Origin of the sequence: Roseovarius arcticus (assembly GCF_006125015.1) — a bacterium.
Lineage (GTDB): Bacteria > Pseudomonadota > Alphaproteobacteria > Rhodobacterales > Rhodobacteraceae > Roseovarius > Roseovarius arcticus.
Window position 1 is genome coordinate 2,075,684 of sequence record NZ_SZZN01000001.1, and the last position, 15,681, is coordinate 2,091,364.

General features: G+C 58.9%; 17 protein-coding genes and 1 tRNA gene. 10 read left to right on the forward strand and 8 right to left on the reverse strand.

The genetic code is table 11. From position 1 onward, the window contains the following. Positions 1-65 precede the first annotated feature (65 nt). The 5 genes from nusG to MK6180000_RS09860 form a co-directional block, all read right to left on the reverse strand. A complete protein-coding gene (nusG, locus tag MK6180000_RS09840; RefSeq protein WP_138934573.1) occupies positions 66-596 on the reverse strand; it encodes a transcription termination/antitermination protein NusG in 531 nt (176 codons plus the stop codon). 227 nt (positions 597-823) lie between these two features. Continuing rightward, a complete protein-coding gene (gene secE / locus MK6180000_RS09845; RefSeq protein WP_138934574.1) occupies positions 824-1,021 on the reverse strand; it encodes a preprotein translocase subunit SecE in 198 nt (65 codons plus the stop codon). Positions 1,022-1,155: 134 nt separating this feature from the next. After that, positions 1,156-1,875 (reverse strand): hypothetical protein, encoded by a 720-nt coding sequence (locus MK6180000_RS09850; protein WP_138934575.1) that lies wholly within the window; start codon positions 1,873-1,875, stop codon positions 1,156-1,158. 246 nt (positions 1,876-2,121) lie between these two features. Next, positions 2,122-2,197, reverse strand: a tRNA-Trp gene (locus tag MK6180000_RS09855). Positions 2,198-2,280: 83 nt separating this feature from the next. Next, on the reverse strand, positions 2,281-2,952 hold the full coding sequence (locus MK6180000_RS09860; protein WP_246040479.1) for a hypothetical protein: 672 nt from the start codon (positions 2,950-2,952) through the stop codon (positions 2,281-2,283). Between the two features lie 126 nt (positions 2,953-3,078). On the opposite strand from MK6180000_RS09860, the gene MK6180000_RS09865 reads away from it, so the two are divergent. From MK6180000_RS09865 to MK6180000_RS09875, 3 genes are all read left to right on the forward strand, one after another. Then, on the forward strand, positions 3,079-4,440 hold the full coding sequence (locus tag MK6180000_RS09865; protein ID WP_246040480.1) for a cytochrome P450: 1,362 nt from the start codon (positions 3,079-3,081) through the stop codon (positions 4,438-4,440). 108 nt (positions 4,441-4,548) lie between these two features. Beyond that, positions 4,549-4,902 (forward strand): hypothetical protein, encoded by a 354-nt coding sequence (locus tag MK6180000_RS09870; RefSeq protein WP_138934576.1) that lies wholly within the window; start codon positions 4,549-4,551, stop codon positions 4,900-4,902. 293 nt (positions 4,903-5,195) lie between these two features. Continuing rightward, entirely contained in the window at positions 5,196-5,558 is a 363-nt protein-coding gene (locus MK6180000_RS09875; RefSeq protein ID WP_138934577.1) for a glyoxalase superfamily protein, read from the forward strand. Positions 5,559-5,575: 17 nt separating this feature from the next. On the opposite strand, the gene MK6180000_RS09880 is transcribed toward MK6180000_RS09875, so the two are convergent. Beyond that, complete coding sequence (locus MK6180000_RS09880; protein ID WP_138934578.1) at positions 5,576-7,897, reverse strand: DNA topoisomerase IV subunit A; 2,322 nt, start codon at positions 7,895-7,897, stop codon at positions 5,576-5,578. 186 nt (positions 7,898-8,083) lie between these two features. Between MK6180000_RS09880 and MK6180000_RS09885 the strand changes: the two genes are divergently transcribed. The 6 genes from MK6180000_RS09885 (at position 8,084) to MK6180000_RS09910 (ending at position 12,365) form a co-directional block, all read left to right on the forward strand. After that, positions 8,084-8,764, forward strand: coding sequence for an SH3 domain-containing protein (locus MK6180000_RS09885; RefSeq protein WP_171054590.1), 681 nt, complete (start codon positions 8,084-8,086; stop codon positions 8,762-8,764). Position 8,765: 1 nt separating this feature from the next. Then, positions 8,766-9,614, forward strand: a complete 849-nt coding sequence (locus MK6180000_RS09890; RefSeq protein WP_138934580.1) for an SDR family oxidoreductase — start codon at positions 8,766-8,768, stop codon at positions 9,612-9,614. Positions 9,615-9,700: 86 nt separating this feature from the next. Continuing rightward, positions 9,701-9,913: a twin transmembrane helix small protein gene (locus MK6180000_RS09895; protein WP_138934581.1), complete on the forward strand. Its 213-nt coding sequence runs from the start codon at positions 9,701-9,703 to the stop codon at positions 9,911-9,913. Between the two features lie 2 nt (positions 9,914-9,915). Next, positions 9,916-10,488 (forward strand): cob(I)yrinic acid a,c-diamide adenosyltransferase, encoded by a 573-nt coding sequence (locus tag MK6180000_RS09900; protein WP_138934582.1) that lies wholly within the window; start codon positions 9,916-9,918, stop codon positions 10,486-10,488. 189 nt (positions 10,489-10,677) lie between these two features. Next, on the forward strand, positions 10,678-11,436 hold the full coding sequence (locus MK6180000_RS09905) for an electron transfer flavoprotein subunit beta/FixA family protein (RefSeq protein WP_138934583.1): 759 nt from the start codon (positions 10,678-10,680) through the stop codon (positions 11,434-11,436). Continuing rightward, a complete protein-coding gene (locus MK6180000_RS09910; protein WP_138934584.1) occupies positions 11,436-12,365 on the forward strand; it encodes an electron transfer flavoprotein subunit alpha/FixB family protein in 930 nt (309 codons plus the stop codon). Before MK6180000_RS09905 ends, MK6180000_RS09910 begins: the two co-directional genes overlap by 1 nt. Before the next feature lie 57 nt (positions 12,366-12,422). On the opposite strand, the gene MK6180000_RS09915 is transcribed toward MK6180000_RS09910, so the two are convergent. Continuing rightward, entirely contained in the window at positions 12,423-13,256 is an 834-nt protein-coding gene (locus tag MK6180000_RS09915; RefSeq protein WP_138934585.1) for a DUF6473 family protein, read from the reverse strand. A 186-nt stretch (positions 13,257-13,442) separates the two neighbouring features. Between MK6180000_RS09915 and MK6180000_RS09920 the strand changes: the two genes are divergently transcribed. After that, positions 13,443-14,318 carry a 3-hydroxybutyryl-CoA dehydrogenase gene (locus MK6180000_RS09920; RefSeq protein ID WP_138934586.1) on the forward strand — a complete coding sequence of 292 codons (876 nt, stop codon included), beginning with the start codon at positions 13,443-13,445 and terminating at the stop codon, positions 14,316-14,318. 124 nt (positions 14,319-14,442) lie between these two features. On the opposite strand, the gene trpB is transcribed toward MK6180000_RS09920, so the two are convergent. Then, the gene (gene trpB, locus MK6180000_RS09925; RefSeq protein ID WP_138934587.1) at positions 14,443-15,672 is read right to left on the reverse strand and encodes a tryptophan synthase subunit beta; all 1,230 of its coding nucleotides are present in this window, start codon (positions 15,670-15,672) and stop codon (positions 14,443-14,445) included. Positions 15,673-15,681 lie beyond the last annotated feature (9 nt).

Here is a 15,681-nt window from a genome sequence, read left to right on the forward strand (position 1 = left end):
CACATTATGCCCAGATTGCTCCGGGTGGCGCCGCCAGCTGGCGGTGCATATCGCGCGGGCCAGCGTTACTGCTTGGACACCTGCGTGAATTCCAGTTCGACCGGGGTTTCCCGGCCAAAGATCGACACCGACACCTTGAGGCGCTGGTGATCTTCATCGACATTCTCAACCGATCCGTCAAAGCCTTCGAACGGGCCATCGTTGACCTTGACCTTCTCGCCGATCTCAAAGTGGATCAGGGTGCGCGGACTGTCCTCGCCTTCCTGAACGCGGCCAAGAATGGCCTGAACTTCGGAGTCGCGCATCGGCATCGGGCGGCCCTGCGGACCTAGAAAGCCAGTGACGCGGTTGATCGAGTTAATCATGTGATAGCCCTTGTCGGACATATCCATCCGCACCAGCACATAGCCCGGCATAAAGCGCCGCTCGGCTGTTACCTTCTTGCCGCGCCGCACCTCGATGACCTCTTCGGTCGGAACCAGCACCTCGTCGATATCTTCTTCCAGGCCATTCTCGACGACTGAGTTTCTGATCTGTTCGGCGATCTTCTTCTCGAAATTCGACAGAACGCTCACCGAATACCACCGCTTTGCCATGCTGAGCTTGTCTCCGTCTCGTCCGGCGCGTGGGCCAGAATTACCTATATGTCCGAACGAGGCGCAAACCTGCGCTGCCGGACGTTTTTAAAACAAAATCGGCGCGGGGCGTCGAATCGCCGCGCGCCACCTTGTAGAGTTACCGCCGCACTACCCGTCATCGCCTATGGATTCAAGGGGGTGATGGTTTAAAGCGGCGCGTTTCAGGCACATGGTGCCATGCGGTGCTAGCCAACTAGCGTAAAGACGCCCTGTAATCCGCTGCGAATGCCCAGATCGACAAGCGCAAAGAAAACCGCCGTGAGGGCGGCCATGATAAAGACCATCACAGTTGTCAGCAGCACTTCGCGGCGCGTCGGCCATACGACCTTGCTGACCTCTGCGCGGACCTGCTGAACGAACTGAAGTGGATTGGTGCGTGCCATGCGCTGCCTTCTTTTTCTGACTACGGCCCCTGCGATCGGGGGCTACTTGGTCGTGCACATACGCGGCAAGCTGCCCGAATTCAAGTACCCATAGCCCGCCTGCCTGCCTCGCTCATCGGCTCGCTAGGAGGCGATCAAGCGCCGCGAAGACGATCAAACGGATCGGGCTCATGCGTCTGGTCCGCAGGAAGCAATGCCTCTTGGCTAAAATCGGGCATATAAAGGCCTGTGGTCCACCCTTCTGGCAGACGGTCAAGGATCGCGTCCACCCGCATGGCAAACCGGTCAACGCGGACCCGCATCTGCTCGGCCCGCTCAGGTCGCCGGGCATGACGCCAGCGATAAATGTGGGCCAGAGCATTGACCACACCCTCATTGCTCAGAGCGATTGCAAAGAGAGGCGGCAGAGCGAGCGCAGCAACCACAGCGGCGAGCAAAATCAACGGCCACATCCATACCACGGACGCAATCACCAGCCCCAACACGCTGCGCCGCAGCCATGGCGCCACATGCGGCAGACCGATCCTAGCGCCTGTCAGATCTTCGATAGCTGGCTGGGCGCGGCGATACTGCGCCGCCACTGCGTCCAGCCTTGCGGACGCCGCCTCTTCTTGCTGCGCTGCACGGCGCGCAAGGCGACCCGATTGGCCCGACAATTCGTCCTGAGTCGCAATTGCAGGCAGCGCTGCGCGCGCCTCCATTTGGCGGTCCTCGGACAGTGTCCGCGCAATTACATGCTCGATTTCAGCCTCAGTCAGCTGCGCACCGCGCGATTTCAACGGCGAAATGCCCAAACCTGTTCGCAGCGCATGATTGTGCACATGCGATACTGTCAATTCATCAGAAAATGCCATTGCAGCAAACCCCTTGTTCCGCGCCCCCACGCGAATTCGGCACGGTGCCGCAGTGGGCCGCCCGCCGAATGGGGATTTGATACGGCACGAATCAGGCGAAATTGTGGCAAGCGTGTCTAAATCGTGTCAAAACATGCCAGATTACATGCGCATCGCCGAAGCCGAAAAGAATACCCTTGGAAAAGGCCCACTCAGCCACAGGCACAATCGCCGCTACAGGGCCGAAAATATTAAATCCAAGGAAAATGGCAGGGGCAGAAGGGTTCGAACCCTCGACCTACGGTTTTGGAGACCGTCGCTCTACCAGCTGAGCTATACCCCTAAGGCCGAGGCACGGACTACGCCAGCCCGCGCCAGGAATCAAGCCACCAATCGCGGAATTTGCCGGGAAATCCGCGGGGCGGCCTAGTTGGCAGCTACGGCGGACTTGGCTGCAGGTGCTACAGCAGGCGTCGCGGCTGCGGGACTTACGGGCTTGCCCGCAGTAGTCCCAGCCTTTGTGGTGGCGACAGCCCTTGCCTGCTTGCGATCAGCCGCCGTGCCGCCGAACCAGTCCTCTTGGTATTTCTGGCGCACCAGCCAGTTCTGGATCAACTTGGCTGCATTGCGGCTGAGGTTTTGCATCTGCTTTTCCTTTGACTGAGTCAGACCGGACCCCAGGACAGTCTCGCCAGAGAAGGATTCGATCACTGTCACCTGCTCTGGCTTCTCATTCATTTTCTTACCCGCCGCGTCATCCCAAACGGTAACGTTCAGGATCAGCGCCGATTTTGGCGACGCGATCAGCGGCACGCCCGGCACGGCCAGAACATAGCCTTCGATCGAAATGGCCAGATGATACAGCTTGTCGCCGTCATACCTGCTAAACCGTGCGCCCACGGCCTTTTTCATTGCGGTGGTCCATTCTTCCTTGGATGCATCGCGCGACGCCGGCCCTTTGGTGATATTCGGCGCGACAACCACGTTATAGCCCAGCTTGAAATCACCCAGCGGCACGGGCGCCTTGTCCAGATCATTGGGATTGGTGCAAGCAGCAACGCTCAGCAGTAGGCTAAAGAGGGCAATCAGGCGAAGCATTGGCAGCGATCCTCAGAACAGGGGATATTAAGTTGCTTCGACGCGATAGCGCACACGCAACCAGATCGCAACGAAATCAGGCCTCGTGCGATTGCCCGGCGCGTTAAGGCGTCTATATTCAACACTATGACAGATGACATCTCCCCCGCCCTGCCCGTCCGTGTCCCGCTGGTCACCCAGCCGATGGGCATCTTGGGCAGCTTGGCCGCTGCCCGGCGCAACGTGCTTAGCATAATTCCCGATCTGGCAACGCGCCAGCCGATGGTATCGGGACGCACCGGTAAACGCTGGCACATGGTCATGGACCCCGGTGCGCTGCGCCGTGTCCTGCTGGAGAATGTCGAAAATTATCCGAAATCTCTGGTGACCAAGAACCTTCTGAAGCCCGCGATTGGCCAGAGTATGTTCATCGCCGAGGGCGCGGAGTGGCGCTGGCAGCGGCGCGCGGCCGCCCCGGTATTCTCGCACCGAAATGTGACGAACCTCGCGCCGATCATGACCGCGGCAGCGGAGCGGAGCGCCGAGCGTATTGCCGCGGCTGGCCCGCGCGCGATGGACGTGGCTGCCGATATGGTGCGGACCACCTTCGACGTGATCGCTGATGTCACGTTTTCGGGCGATGGCAGCTTTGACGCGGGCGGCGTGCATGGCGCTATCGACGCCTATATCGCCGAGGCTGGTAAAATCTCGCTGTTTGATATTCTTGGTTTTCCTGACTGGGTGCCGCGCCCCGGCCGTATGATGTCGGGCAGCGCGATGAAGGATATGAAGCGCGTCGCCGATGAGGCCGTCGAAGCGCGCCGCAAGCGAGGCCCGCAAGGCGTCCCCGACCTGCTTGACCTGCTGCTGGACGGCGTCGACCCCGAGACGAAGCGCCGGATGAACACCGCTGAGCTGCGCGACAATTTGCTGACCTTTATCGTCGCGGGGCACGAGACGACGGCGCTGACACTGGCGTGGTCGTTATACCTGTGCGCATTTGATCCCCGCGTGCAGGAAAAAGCCCGCGAGGAAGTCCGGCGCGTCTGTGGCGATGGCCCTGCGACCGGCGCCGATGTGGCTAATCTGACCTACATCCGCATGATTGCAGACGAGGCGCTGCGCCTTTATCCTCCCGCCGCGATGGTATCGCGCAGCGCGCTTGCAGACGACACGCTCTGCGGGCGGCAGATCAAACGCGGCGAGACAGTGATCGTGCCAATTTATGCGCTACACCGCCACCACCAACTGTGGGACGATCCAGACGGGTTTCGTCCAGAACGGTTCGAGGCACGCAAAGACTTGCAGCGCTACGCGTACCTGCCCTTTGGCGATGGACCGCGCATTTGCATCGGCGCCAGCTTTGCGCTGCAAGAGGCGGTCATTATCCTCGCCACGCTGCTGAATAGGTTTCGTTTTACGCCCATCAAGGGTCGCGACCCCGAGCCGGTCATGATTTTAACGCTCCGCCCCGAGGGCGGCGTATGGCTTCAGGCAGAGCCCGCCTAGGGCCGGGCGGAAAGGCGCGCACTGATCGATCTCGTGCAATTTTGCGCCATTGAATGTAGCAGGGTCTCCCTATTTAGTTAATGAGGACTTCAACCAAGGGAGACAGCAATGACCATTCGACTCATCACGCGTACCGCCATGATCGCCGCGCTTGCGCTAGGCGCAGCCACCAGTGGCGCATTCGCCGCCTCCAGCGCTGACGAAATTCGCGCGGCATTGATTGGCAACACATATACTGGCGAAATGGGCGGTGGCGGCTATGCCAGCTATTTCGGCGATGACGGTAGGTACGAAGATGCTTCTGGCGGCGGCGTATACGAAATTGGTGACGATGGTGTTTGCTATCCCGACACCGATTTTGGCTGCTACGAGGCCCAGATCGATGGCAACCAGTTGGAGTGGTTTCAGAACGGAGAAAGTGCGGGTAGCGGCGTGATCAAAGAAGGCAATGCGCTGGAGTGAGCGTGGCATTATCTGAAGTAGAAAGGGCAGCCAAAAGAGCTGCCCCTTTTTATGATAACTCTCATATAAAGCAACCATTACAAGTATCTAGAATGATCGTCTAAAGCTAAACTTTAAATATTAGGTTACTTAGATCGTCAAAAATATATCCTACGCAGCGCATTCCTATCAGCCGCTGTAACTCAAGCCAGGCTTTAGCGTGTCAGCGCACTGGCTTTCTGGCGGGCGCCTTGACTGAGGGCAAAAATGATGACCGCAATGGCGTAAACCCCGTGAAAAGAGGAGCCATTCAAATGCCGATGAAACCGCCTATTCCGATCCTGCGCAGTTTTGACGAGTCTGCAGCGCGTGCATTTTATGTCGATTTTCTAGGCTTCGAGATTGAGTTCGAGCATCGGTTCGACGAGGACGCGCCGCTCTATCTGTCGCTCAGGCGCGAAGGATGCGTTCTGCATGTCTCCGAGCATCATGGCGACGCGACGCCGGGATCGGCCCTGCGGATCGAAATGGACGATGTGCAAACCTACTGCCGCGACCTGAATGCCAAGCAGTACAAAAACGCACGGCCCGGCGTTCAGCGCCAGCCTTGGGGATTTGACGATATGAAGATCCACGATCCCGCAGGTAACCGGTTGATATTCTGCACGCCCGTCTAGCGCTTAGACGGCACTGCTCATCCGTTGAATTTGTTATCCCGAGGGAAGCCGCGCGGCGCCATGCGGCCCGATCCGGAACGCTTGCCGGTCCACTCATCCAGTAACGTTTCAGTCCGGGTGCGCCCTGCCGGATCAAGCCATGTCAAACCGGCTTCAATGCTGAATGTAATGGCGTCGCTCAAACCGCCGTCCTTGTACTTTTGCAACCTTACGCCCTTGCCCCTCCCCATTTCTGGCAGCTCAGACAGTGCAAAAATCAACACTTTTCGATTTTCACCTACAACCGCGACATGATCGCCGGTCACAGGCTTGCAAACGGTGGCCCGTGTCGGGGCGCGCACGTTCAGCACCTGTTTGCCGCTTCTCGTCTGGGCCAAAACCTCGTCCTCTGGTACGACAAAGCCATCGCCGGCCGACGACGCGATCAAAAGCTTACGACCAGGCTGGTGGATATGAATATCGACAATCTCGGCCTCATTCGGCAGGTCTACTATCAGGCGTAACGGCTCGCCCATGCCGCGCCCACCGGGCAGCGTGGAGGCTGGAATAGTGTAGAATCGCCCGTTGCCGGCAAAGACCAGCAAACGGTCAGTCGTTTCCGCATGAAAGAGGAAGCCCGGTCCGTCGCCGTCCTTGAACTTAAGTTCGCGCGTCAAATCGATATGGCCGGTCATCGCGCGAATCCAGCCCATTTGCGAGCAAACGACCGTGATCGGCTCGCGGTCGATCATCGCCTCCAGCGGCACTTCTTCAACCTCGCCGGCCTCGGCGAATTGGGTGCGCCGCGCGCCGCCGACGGAATTTTTACCAAAGGTCTTCTTGACCTCTCTCAGCTGATCCGCGATCGCATCCCACTGCAGTTCAGGATGCTCCAGCAGATCCTCCAGCGCAGCGCGCTCTTCCATAAGAGCGCTTTGCTCTTTCAGCAGTTCGATTTCCTCAAGACGGCGCAAACTGCGCAGGCGCATGTTCAGGATCGCCTCGGCCTGAATGTCGGTCAGCCCATCCTCGCCGCCCTCGGGCGGTGACACGTAGTCTGCCTGATCCGTGGCCCGGATAAATTCCTGCCCCCAATTCTCGCGCATCAAAGCGGGTTTGGGCGCCTCGTCATATCGAATAATATCAATCACGCGGTCGAGGTTGAGGAACGCAACAATCAGCCCCTCCAGCACCTCCAGACGGTGGTCGATCTTTTCCATCCGGTGGGCCGAACGGCGCTCCAGCACTTCGCGGCGGAAGTCGAGGAAGGCCCGCAGGACCTCCTTCATCGAGCAGACCTTTGGTGTAACTCCGTCAATCAACACGTTCATATTGAGAGAGAAACGCACCTCAAGGTCGGAGTTGCGATACATCATGCCCATCAGCATCTCGGGCGACACATTCTTGCTGCGCGGCTCAAGGATGAGGCGAATATCTTCGGCGCTTTCGTCGCGCACATCTGCAAGGATCGGGATCTTTTTGAGCTGGATAACTTCGGCGATCTTCTCGATCAGGCGCGATTTCTGCACTTGATACGGGATCTCGGTGACTACGATGTGCCATTGACCGCGCCCCAGATCCTCGACCTCCCATTTGCAGCGCAGGCGGAAGGCGCCGCGTCCAGTGCGGTAGGCCTGCGCAATGCTCTCGGGCGGCTCGACAATGACGCCGCCTGTCGGGAAATCGGGGCCGGGTACGTAATTTAGCAGCGTGTCATCGCGCGCATCAGGCACTTTGATTAGATGCAGGCACGCATCGATCAATTCGGCAATATTATGGGGCGGGATATTGGTGGCCATCCCCACCGCAATGCCCGACGATCCGTTTGCCAACAGGTTCGGAAAGGATGCGGGCAGAACCACAGGCTCTGTCAGGGTGCCATCATAGTTATCACGGAAATCGACCGCGTTTTCGGCCAGTCCGTCCAGCAACGCCTCAGCGGCAGCGGTCATCCGCGCCTCGGTATAACGCGCAGCGGCAGGATTATCCCCGTCAATATTGCCGAAGTTCCCCTGCCCGTCGACTAACGGATAGCGCACAGCGAAGTCCTGAGCCAGCCGCGCCATCGCGTCATAGATCGCAGCATCGCCGTGCGGATGGTAGTTACCCATCACGTCGCCGCTGATCTTGGCGGACTTTCGGAAGCCGCCTGTGGAACTAAGTCGCAGTTCGCGCATTGCGTATAGGATGCGGCGGTGAACGGGCTTTAGCCCGTCGCGCGCGTCGGGCAGCGCACGGTGCATGATCGTGCTAAGCGCATACGTAAGATACCGGTCGCCAATGGCGCGGCGAAGCGGCTCGGCCAATTCGGTCGGGGGGGCGCCGGAGGGCGAAGCGGGGTCGGCAATATCATCTGTCATATCGGCGGTGATAGCCGTGGCGCTATTGCACGTAAAGCGCCTGTCGTACTCTATGCGCGTCTTTTGCCGTTCTGGCGGGGCGGGAATAGTGTAGAATAATGAAACGGGGAATCGGCGACTGCCAGCCGAAATCCTCTAGTGGGCAAAAATATGCCTGCGCAAAAATTGCAATGGGGGTTGCACAAAATGTGGCGTTTCATCCTTATCAGCTTCGGCTTTCTGGGCTTCGCTTTTTACCAAGCCAGCGGCGGCTCTGACTATGCTCCCGCGCAAGACTCCCTGCAGGTTGCCTATCAGAACAAATCAATCTTCGCCGAGCCTAAGATGGTGCCAGCGCCAGTGCAGCTTGCCGGCGCAGAAATCCCCGAACCAAAAATCCCCGCGCTCGTTCGCCGCGACAAATCGCAGGTCGCCAGAACGCGGGTTACAAGGGCGGAACCGCGCGGTGATGTAACCCTTGCGGGCCTTTCGGGTCTATCGTCAGAGGAAACGGGCGGATTTGGCATAACGCTGGCGTCGATGACACGGCCGCTTGTCGGCGGCGATGCTCTTGGCACACGCGCTGCAGTCAGCACCTCGTCGTTCGACTCGGAAACGCTGGTGAACGATGTGCGCGACACTCCAATTGACGAGGCGGTCGTCGCGTCACTGCCCCCTACCCCGACAGCATCTGACATTCGCAGCATCGCGGGCGACGCGGCAAATATGCGCAGCGGCCCCGGCACAGATTTCGGCAAAGTCGACCAACTGTCGCGCGGCACCAGTGTAGAAGTGCTGGACCGGCGCGGCGCGTGGGTCGAATTGCGCGATCTTAACACAGGCCAGATAGGCTGGATGGCCGATTGGCTGGTCACGGCGGCCAACTGATTTGTCACAATTAAGCAGCGGCGCACAGCGCACCATCCTGATCACAGGGTGCTCGTCCGGCATCGGATATGATGCAGCCCACGGCCTGAAGGCGCGCGGCTGGCGTGTGTTTGCGGCCTGCAGAAAGCCGGAAGATTGCGCACGCCTCAAGGCGGAGGGGCTGGATAGCCCGCTGATAGATTACGCTGACACGGCCAGCATTGAGGCCGGACTTGCCGAGGTTCTGGAGGCCAGTTCAGGCAGATTAGATGCCCTATTTAACAATGGCGCATTCGCCTGCCCCGGTCTGGTCGAAGATCTGCCAACCGGTGCGCTGCGCGAAATATTTGAAACAAATCTCTTTGGTTGGCACGATCTGACGCGCCGCGTGATCCCAGTTATGCGCGGCCAAGGGTCGGGCCGAATTATACAATGCTCCTCGGTTTTGGGCCTGGTGACGTTGCCATGGCGAGGTGCCTATAACGCGACGAAATTCGCTGTCGAAGGTCTGACCGACACGATGCGAATCGAACTCCGCGGCACCGGCATCCAAGTCTGCCTGATTGAGCCGGGCCCTGTCACGTCGCGCATCCGGCAAAATTCGATCCCGCATTTCGAACGGTGGATCGATTGGGAATCGTCGCCGCGCGAGGCCGATTATCGTGCGGGCCTGCAAAAACGGCTATATCAGGACAGCGGGCCAGATACGTTTGAGCTGCCTCCCGTGGCCGTGACAAAAAAGCTGATCCACGCAGTTGAGGCACGCCGACCGCGCGCGCGGTACTATGTCACGGTTCCAACCCATGCGATGGGCATTGCGCGGCGTATCCTGCCAACCCGCGCGCTGGATTGGGTTCTGTCAAAGGCTTAGGCGGCACGACTGGCCAGAAATTCTCCTTCGCCTTTGGCGCCATCCGGTCTACATGCGGGCAATAGCCATACCACCGGAGGCCTATCATGTTCAGTGACCCGCTCTTTCTTATCGTTGCCGCCGCCTGCCTCGTCGTCGCGGTGATTTTGGCGATGGGCATTAGCACCTTCGGCAAGGAGGGCGTGGACAATGGCAAGCGGGCCAACAAATTCATGCGCTGGCGTATCATCGCGCAATTCTTCGCGATTGTGGCGATTCTGGGGTTCGTAACCATCCATAAATATTTCGGAGGACAGTGATCATGGTCGTTCTGAACAAGATCTACACACGCACTGGCGACAAAGGCGATACCGCGCTCGGCGATGGCAGCCGCGTGGCCAAGCATTCGGCCCGTCCCAGCGCATACGGCACGGTAGACGAGTTAAACGCAGCGCTGGGTATGGCGCGCCTGCATACAACGGGCGAGACGGACGATGCGCTGGCCCGCATTCAGAATGATCTGTTCGATCTGGGTGCCGATCTGTGCCGCCCGGACATGGAAAATGACGCGGACGCCGAATACCCCCCACTGCGCATGGTAGAGGCGCAGGTCGACAGGCTTGAGGCCGAGATCGACGTGATGAACGAGGTGCTTGAGCCATTGCGCAGCTTTATCCTGCCTGGCGGTACGTCTCTTGCCGCCTATTTGCACCTTTGCCGCACCGTCTGCCGCAGGGCCGAGCGCATGTCGACCGAACTGGCCGAGACCGAGACGGTAAATCCCTCTGCGATCAAATATCTGAACCGCCTCAGCGACTGGTTCTTTGTCGCCGGCCGCATGGCCAATGATGGTGGCAAGGATGACGTGCTGTGGGTTCCGGGCGCCAACCGCTGACGGATTGCCAACCGCCGCACCGCCTTTTTGGCGCACTGCATCCCTACGAATACAGCCTCGCCGCAACCGTGCCCAAACGCGACGATTTTGCGCTGTTTTCCGCGCCACCCCTTCTATATCAAAGGCAATGAGAGCGTTATAGGAGGAGTCGCGCGGCGGCCCTTCACCAATCTGAGGGAGATTATGCAAATGAAGGTGCTCGTACCTGTCAAACGCGTGATCGACTACAACGTGAAGGTCCGCGTCAAGGCGGACGGAAGCGGTGTCGATCTTGCTAACGTCAAAATGTCGATGAATCCATTCGATGAAATCGCTGTCGAACAGGCCATCCGCCTAAAGGAAGCGGGCAAGGCCGAAGAGGTCATCGCAGTTTCCATCGGCGTCAAACAGGCGCAAGAAACGTTGCGCACAGCGCTGGCGATGGGCGCCGACCGCGCCATACTGGTCATCGCCTCCGAGGACGTGAACACCGACATTGAGCCGCTGGCTGTCGCCAAGATCCTCAAAGCGATCATCGACGAAGAAAAGCCCGGCCTCGTGCTGGCAGGCAAGCAGGCGATCGACAACGACATGAACGCCACAGGCCAAATGCTGTCGGCCCTGATGGGCTGGTCGCAGGGCACGTTCGCCTCCAGCCTCGACATTGACGGTGATCATGCACTCGTCACCCGCGAGGTCGATGGCGGATTGCAAACGATCAAGGTAACCATGCCCAGCATCATCACCGTCGATCTGCGCCTGAACGAGCCGCGTTATGCGTCGCTGCCAAACATCATGAAGGCCAAGAAAAAGCAGATGGACGAAAAAACCGCCGCCGACTACGGCGTCGACGTCACGCCGCGCCTGCAAGTCATCGGCACAGCCGAGCCTGAGACACGCAAAGCGGGCGAAATCGTCGGCTCCGTCGACGAACTGGTCGCGAAACTCAAAGAAGCGGGGGCCGTGTAATGGCTGTTCTACTCCTTGCCGAAGTTACCGATGGCGAATTGGCGATGGACGCCACAGCCAAGGCTGTAACCGCCGCCTCCACGCTGGGTGACATCACCCTCCTTTGCTGCGGTGCATCAGCCGCTGCTGCTGGCGAAGCGGCGTCCAAGATTAAAGGTATCACAAAGGTGCTGGTTGCCGAGGACGCGTCCTTGGGCCACCGCCTGGCCGAGCCGACAGCCGCGCTGATCGTCAGTCTTGCGGGCGATTACGAGCATATCGTCGCGCCTGCCACGACGGACGCAAAAAACGTGCTGCCGCGCGTTGCGGCGTTGCTGGACGTCATGGTGATCTCGGACGTGTCCGCAGTTGTGTCGTCTGATACATTCGAGCGGCCGATCTATGCGGGTAACGCGCTCCAGACCGTGAAATCGATCGATCCCAAGAAGGTTGTAAGCTTTCGCACATCCACCTTTGATGCCGCAGAAGAGGGCGGATCGGCACCGGTCGAGACAATCTCGGCTGTGGCAAACCCCGGTCTGTCCGAATGGGTCGAAGATAAAGTCGCCGCCTCCGACCGCCCAGAGCTGACCTCGGCCGGCGTTGTTGTTTCGGGTGGCCGCGGTGTCGGCAGCAAGGAAGACTTCGCTATGATCGAAAAACTGGCAGACGCACTTGGCGCCGCTGTCGGTGCATCACGCGCAGCAGTCGATTCGGGCTATGCACCGAATGACTGGCAGGTCGGCCAGACCGGCAAGGTCGTCGCGCCCGATCTATACGTTGCTGTTGGCATTTCTGGTGCGATCCAGCACCTCGCCGGCATGAAGGACAGCAAGATCATCGTCGCTATCAACAAGGACGAAGAGGCGCCGATCTTTCAGGTCGCAGATTACGGTCTCGTCGCAGACTTGTTTGAGGCTGTGCCAGAGCTGACAAAAAAGCTGAGCTAAACTCTATTAGACACCACGCAGTAAAGGACCCGCCTGACGAGGGCGGGTCTTTTTGTATCAGGCGTCCAGATACTTCCGCAAAATCGGCGCCAGCGCCTCGGCAGCCTCATCATGGGCGACCGGGCCGGGCAACTCGCTCGCTGCAATTGCCTCCAACTCGGAATGAACCATTCCCGCACTCCCTGCCTCAAGCGCGGCCTCGCTGGTGGTGGCATCGATAAAGCCTTCTGCGTGAGCCGTGATAGCCCGCAGCATAGCGCGCGTGACAAACGCGGGATCGCCAGCGATATTGGGCGCGTCCGCGCTGTCCTCCGGCGCGTGGCTTGCCATCCACAGCAGGACGACCGGCCCATCTATCCGCGCCAACAGAAGCTTCATCCTGGCAATCCAAGCATCCTGCAACTCGTCGCGCACCACAGCAAATCGGGCCGGGCAGACAAATGCCAAGTGGCCGAGCATGTGCCGGGTGAAATGAAACTCGGTAAAATCCACCTCGGCGAACATGGCGCGCAGTATCGCAGACGCCTCAACAAAGCGGTCGTTCCTACGCGGATGCACCTTGTAAAACCGGTTCGACATGTTCTGCGCACCCGGCACCTGTAGCACTGTCACACATGCGCGCGATGCTGCGTGCAAAATTTCAGGATCGTTCAACAGAACGTCCACGCCGGAATTCGGCCATCCCATATTAACGCAAGGTGCGCCCAGCTGCCTCTCGACCAATGCCGGATAAGGCTGGCGTAGAAATTTCCCATATGTTTCGGTCCCGCCCAGAAAGGCGGCATACCGCCCGGTCATGTCACGGGCTGGTCCGCGAAAGACGAGTTTCGATCTGCCATACCGACACGGCATGTAGTCAAGGGGCTGCGCCCCCAGCATTTCATAAGTCATAATTCCCACCAAAAAATAGTTCACCCAAGAGCGAGAATCGGCGCAATCCATTGAGAAAACGCTAATGTGCAAATTCGACTTAACCTTTGGGTAAATCCCCTTGGCTCGAATGGGTCAATCTGCGCCCTCTTGCGGCCCGCGTGCGACGGGGCCTATTGTGCGCCAAACGATATACGGAGCAGTGACATGAACATCCAGACAATCGGCGTGGTCGGCGCAGGCCAAATGGGCAACGGTATCGCGCATGTAATGGCACTGGCTGGCTATGAGGTGTTGCTGACCGACATAAGCCAGGACGCGCTGGACTCCGCGATGGAGATTATGCGCCGCAATCTGGAGCGGCAGGTTAGCCGCGAAAAAATAGCGCAGTCGGACATGGACAGCACGTTGGCCCGCATCGGGACAACGCTGAAGCTGACCGATTTGGGCAAGACTGATCTGGTGATCGAGGCTGCGACCGAGCGCGAGACAGTCAAGCAAGCTATCTTTGAGGATCTGCTGCCGCACCTAAAACCGGACACGATCCTGACCTCGAACACCTCATCCATCTCGATCACAAGGCTGGCCAGCCGCACGGACCGGCCCGAAAAATTCATGGGTTTCCACTTTATGAATCCTGTCCCCGTGATGAGCCTTGTCGAGCTGATCCGCGGCATCGCCACCGATGCCGAGACATATGACGCCTGCCTGAAAGTTGTTGAGAAGCTTGGAAAAACAGCGGCATCAGCAGAGGATTTTCCCGGCTTTATCGTTAACCGTATCCTCATGCCGATGATCAATGAGGCGGTCTATACCCTCTATGAGGGCGTCGGGAATGTACGCTCGATCGACCAATCGATGAAGCTGGGCGCAAACCATCCAATGGGCCCGCTAGAACTGGCCGATTTCATTGGATTGGACACCTGCCTCGCCATCATGAACGTGCTGCATGATGGGCTGGCTGACACGAAGTACCGGCCCTGCCCGCTGCTGACAAAATACGTCGAAGCTGGTTGGCTGGGCCGCAAAGCCGGGCGCGGTTTCTATGATTACCGCGGGGACGAGCCTGTGCCAACACGCTGAGATAAGCGCGTGACACCGGTATTGAGTTAATTGTATCGGCTAGGATGAAGGTGCCCACCCACCTGCCTGCCTGACACTTGCTAGGCAGACAGCGCGGCGGGGCGCGGACCTACAAGGCGAACGCTCAGTCTTTTTCTTCCATGCCGAATCCCAGATGCTTGGCGACGGTAAAGATATCCTTGTCGCCGCGTCCGCACATATTCATGATGATCAGATGGTCCTTCGGCAGGTCTGGCGCGATTTTCATCACATGCGCCAGCGCATGACTAGGCTCAAGCGCGGGAATAATCCCCTCTTTCGCACAGCTTAGCTGGAACGCCTCAAGCGCCTCTTTGTCGGTGATCGAAACGTATTGCGCCCGGCCGATATCGTGCAGCCAGCTATGTTCGGGGCCGATGCCGGGATAGTCGAGGCCCGCCGAGATCGAGTAACCCTCAAGGATCTGGCCATCGTCATCCTGTAGAAGATAGGTGCGATTGCCGTGCAGAACACCGGGACGGCCACCAGTAAGGGAGGCGCAATGCTCCATCTTGGCATTGACGCCCTTACCGCCGGCCTCAACCCCGACGATATTAACATCCTTGTCGTCAAGAAATGGATAGAACAGGCCCATCGCGTTGGAGCCACCGCCAATACACGCGACAAGCGTGTCGGGCAGACGGCCCTCAGCGGCGTGCATTTGCTCCTTCGCTTCCTTGCCGATGATGCTTTGGAAATCGCGGACCATGGCCGGATAGGGGTGCGGACCGGCGACAGTGCCGATGCAATAAAATGTGTCGCGCACATTGGTCACCCAGTCGCGCAGTGCGTCGTTCATCGCATCCTTCAGTGTGCCGCGCCCAGACGTCACTGGGATCACCTCGGCGCCCAGTAGGCGCATGCGGAAAACGTTGGGTTTCTGCCGCTCGACGTCATGCGCCCCCATGTAGACCACACATTTCAGGCCAAACTTGGCGCAAACCGTCGCCGTGGCGACACCGTGCTGCCCTGCGCCTGTCTCGGCGATGATGCGCGTTTTGCCCATGCGGCGTGCGAGGATAATCTGGCCCAGCACGTTGTTGATCTTGTGCGCGCCGGTATGGTTTAACTCGTCGCGCTTCAGATAAATCTTGGCCCCGCCCAAGTGCTGCGTCAGCCGTTCGGCATAGTATAGCGGGCTGGGGCGGCCGACATAGTGCGTCCACAGATCGTGCATTTCAGCCCAAAAGCTATCGTCGGTCTTGGCATGCTCATACTGCTCTTCCAGCTCCAAAATCAGCGGCATCAACGTCTCGCTGACAAAGCGCCCGCCAAACTGACCAAAGCGGCCCTTTTCATCTGGGCCGGTCATGAAACTGTTGAAGAGGTCATTCATCTGGCAGGC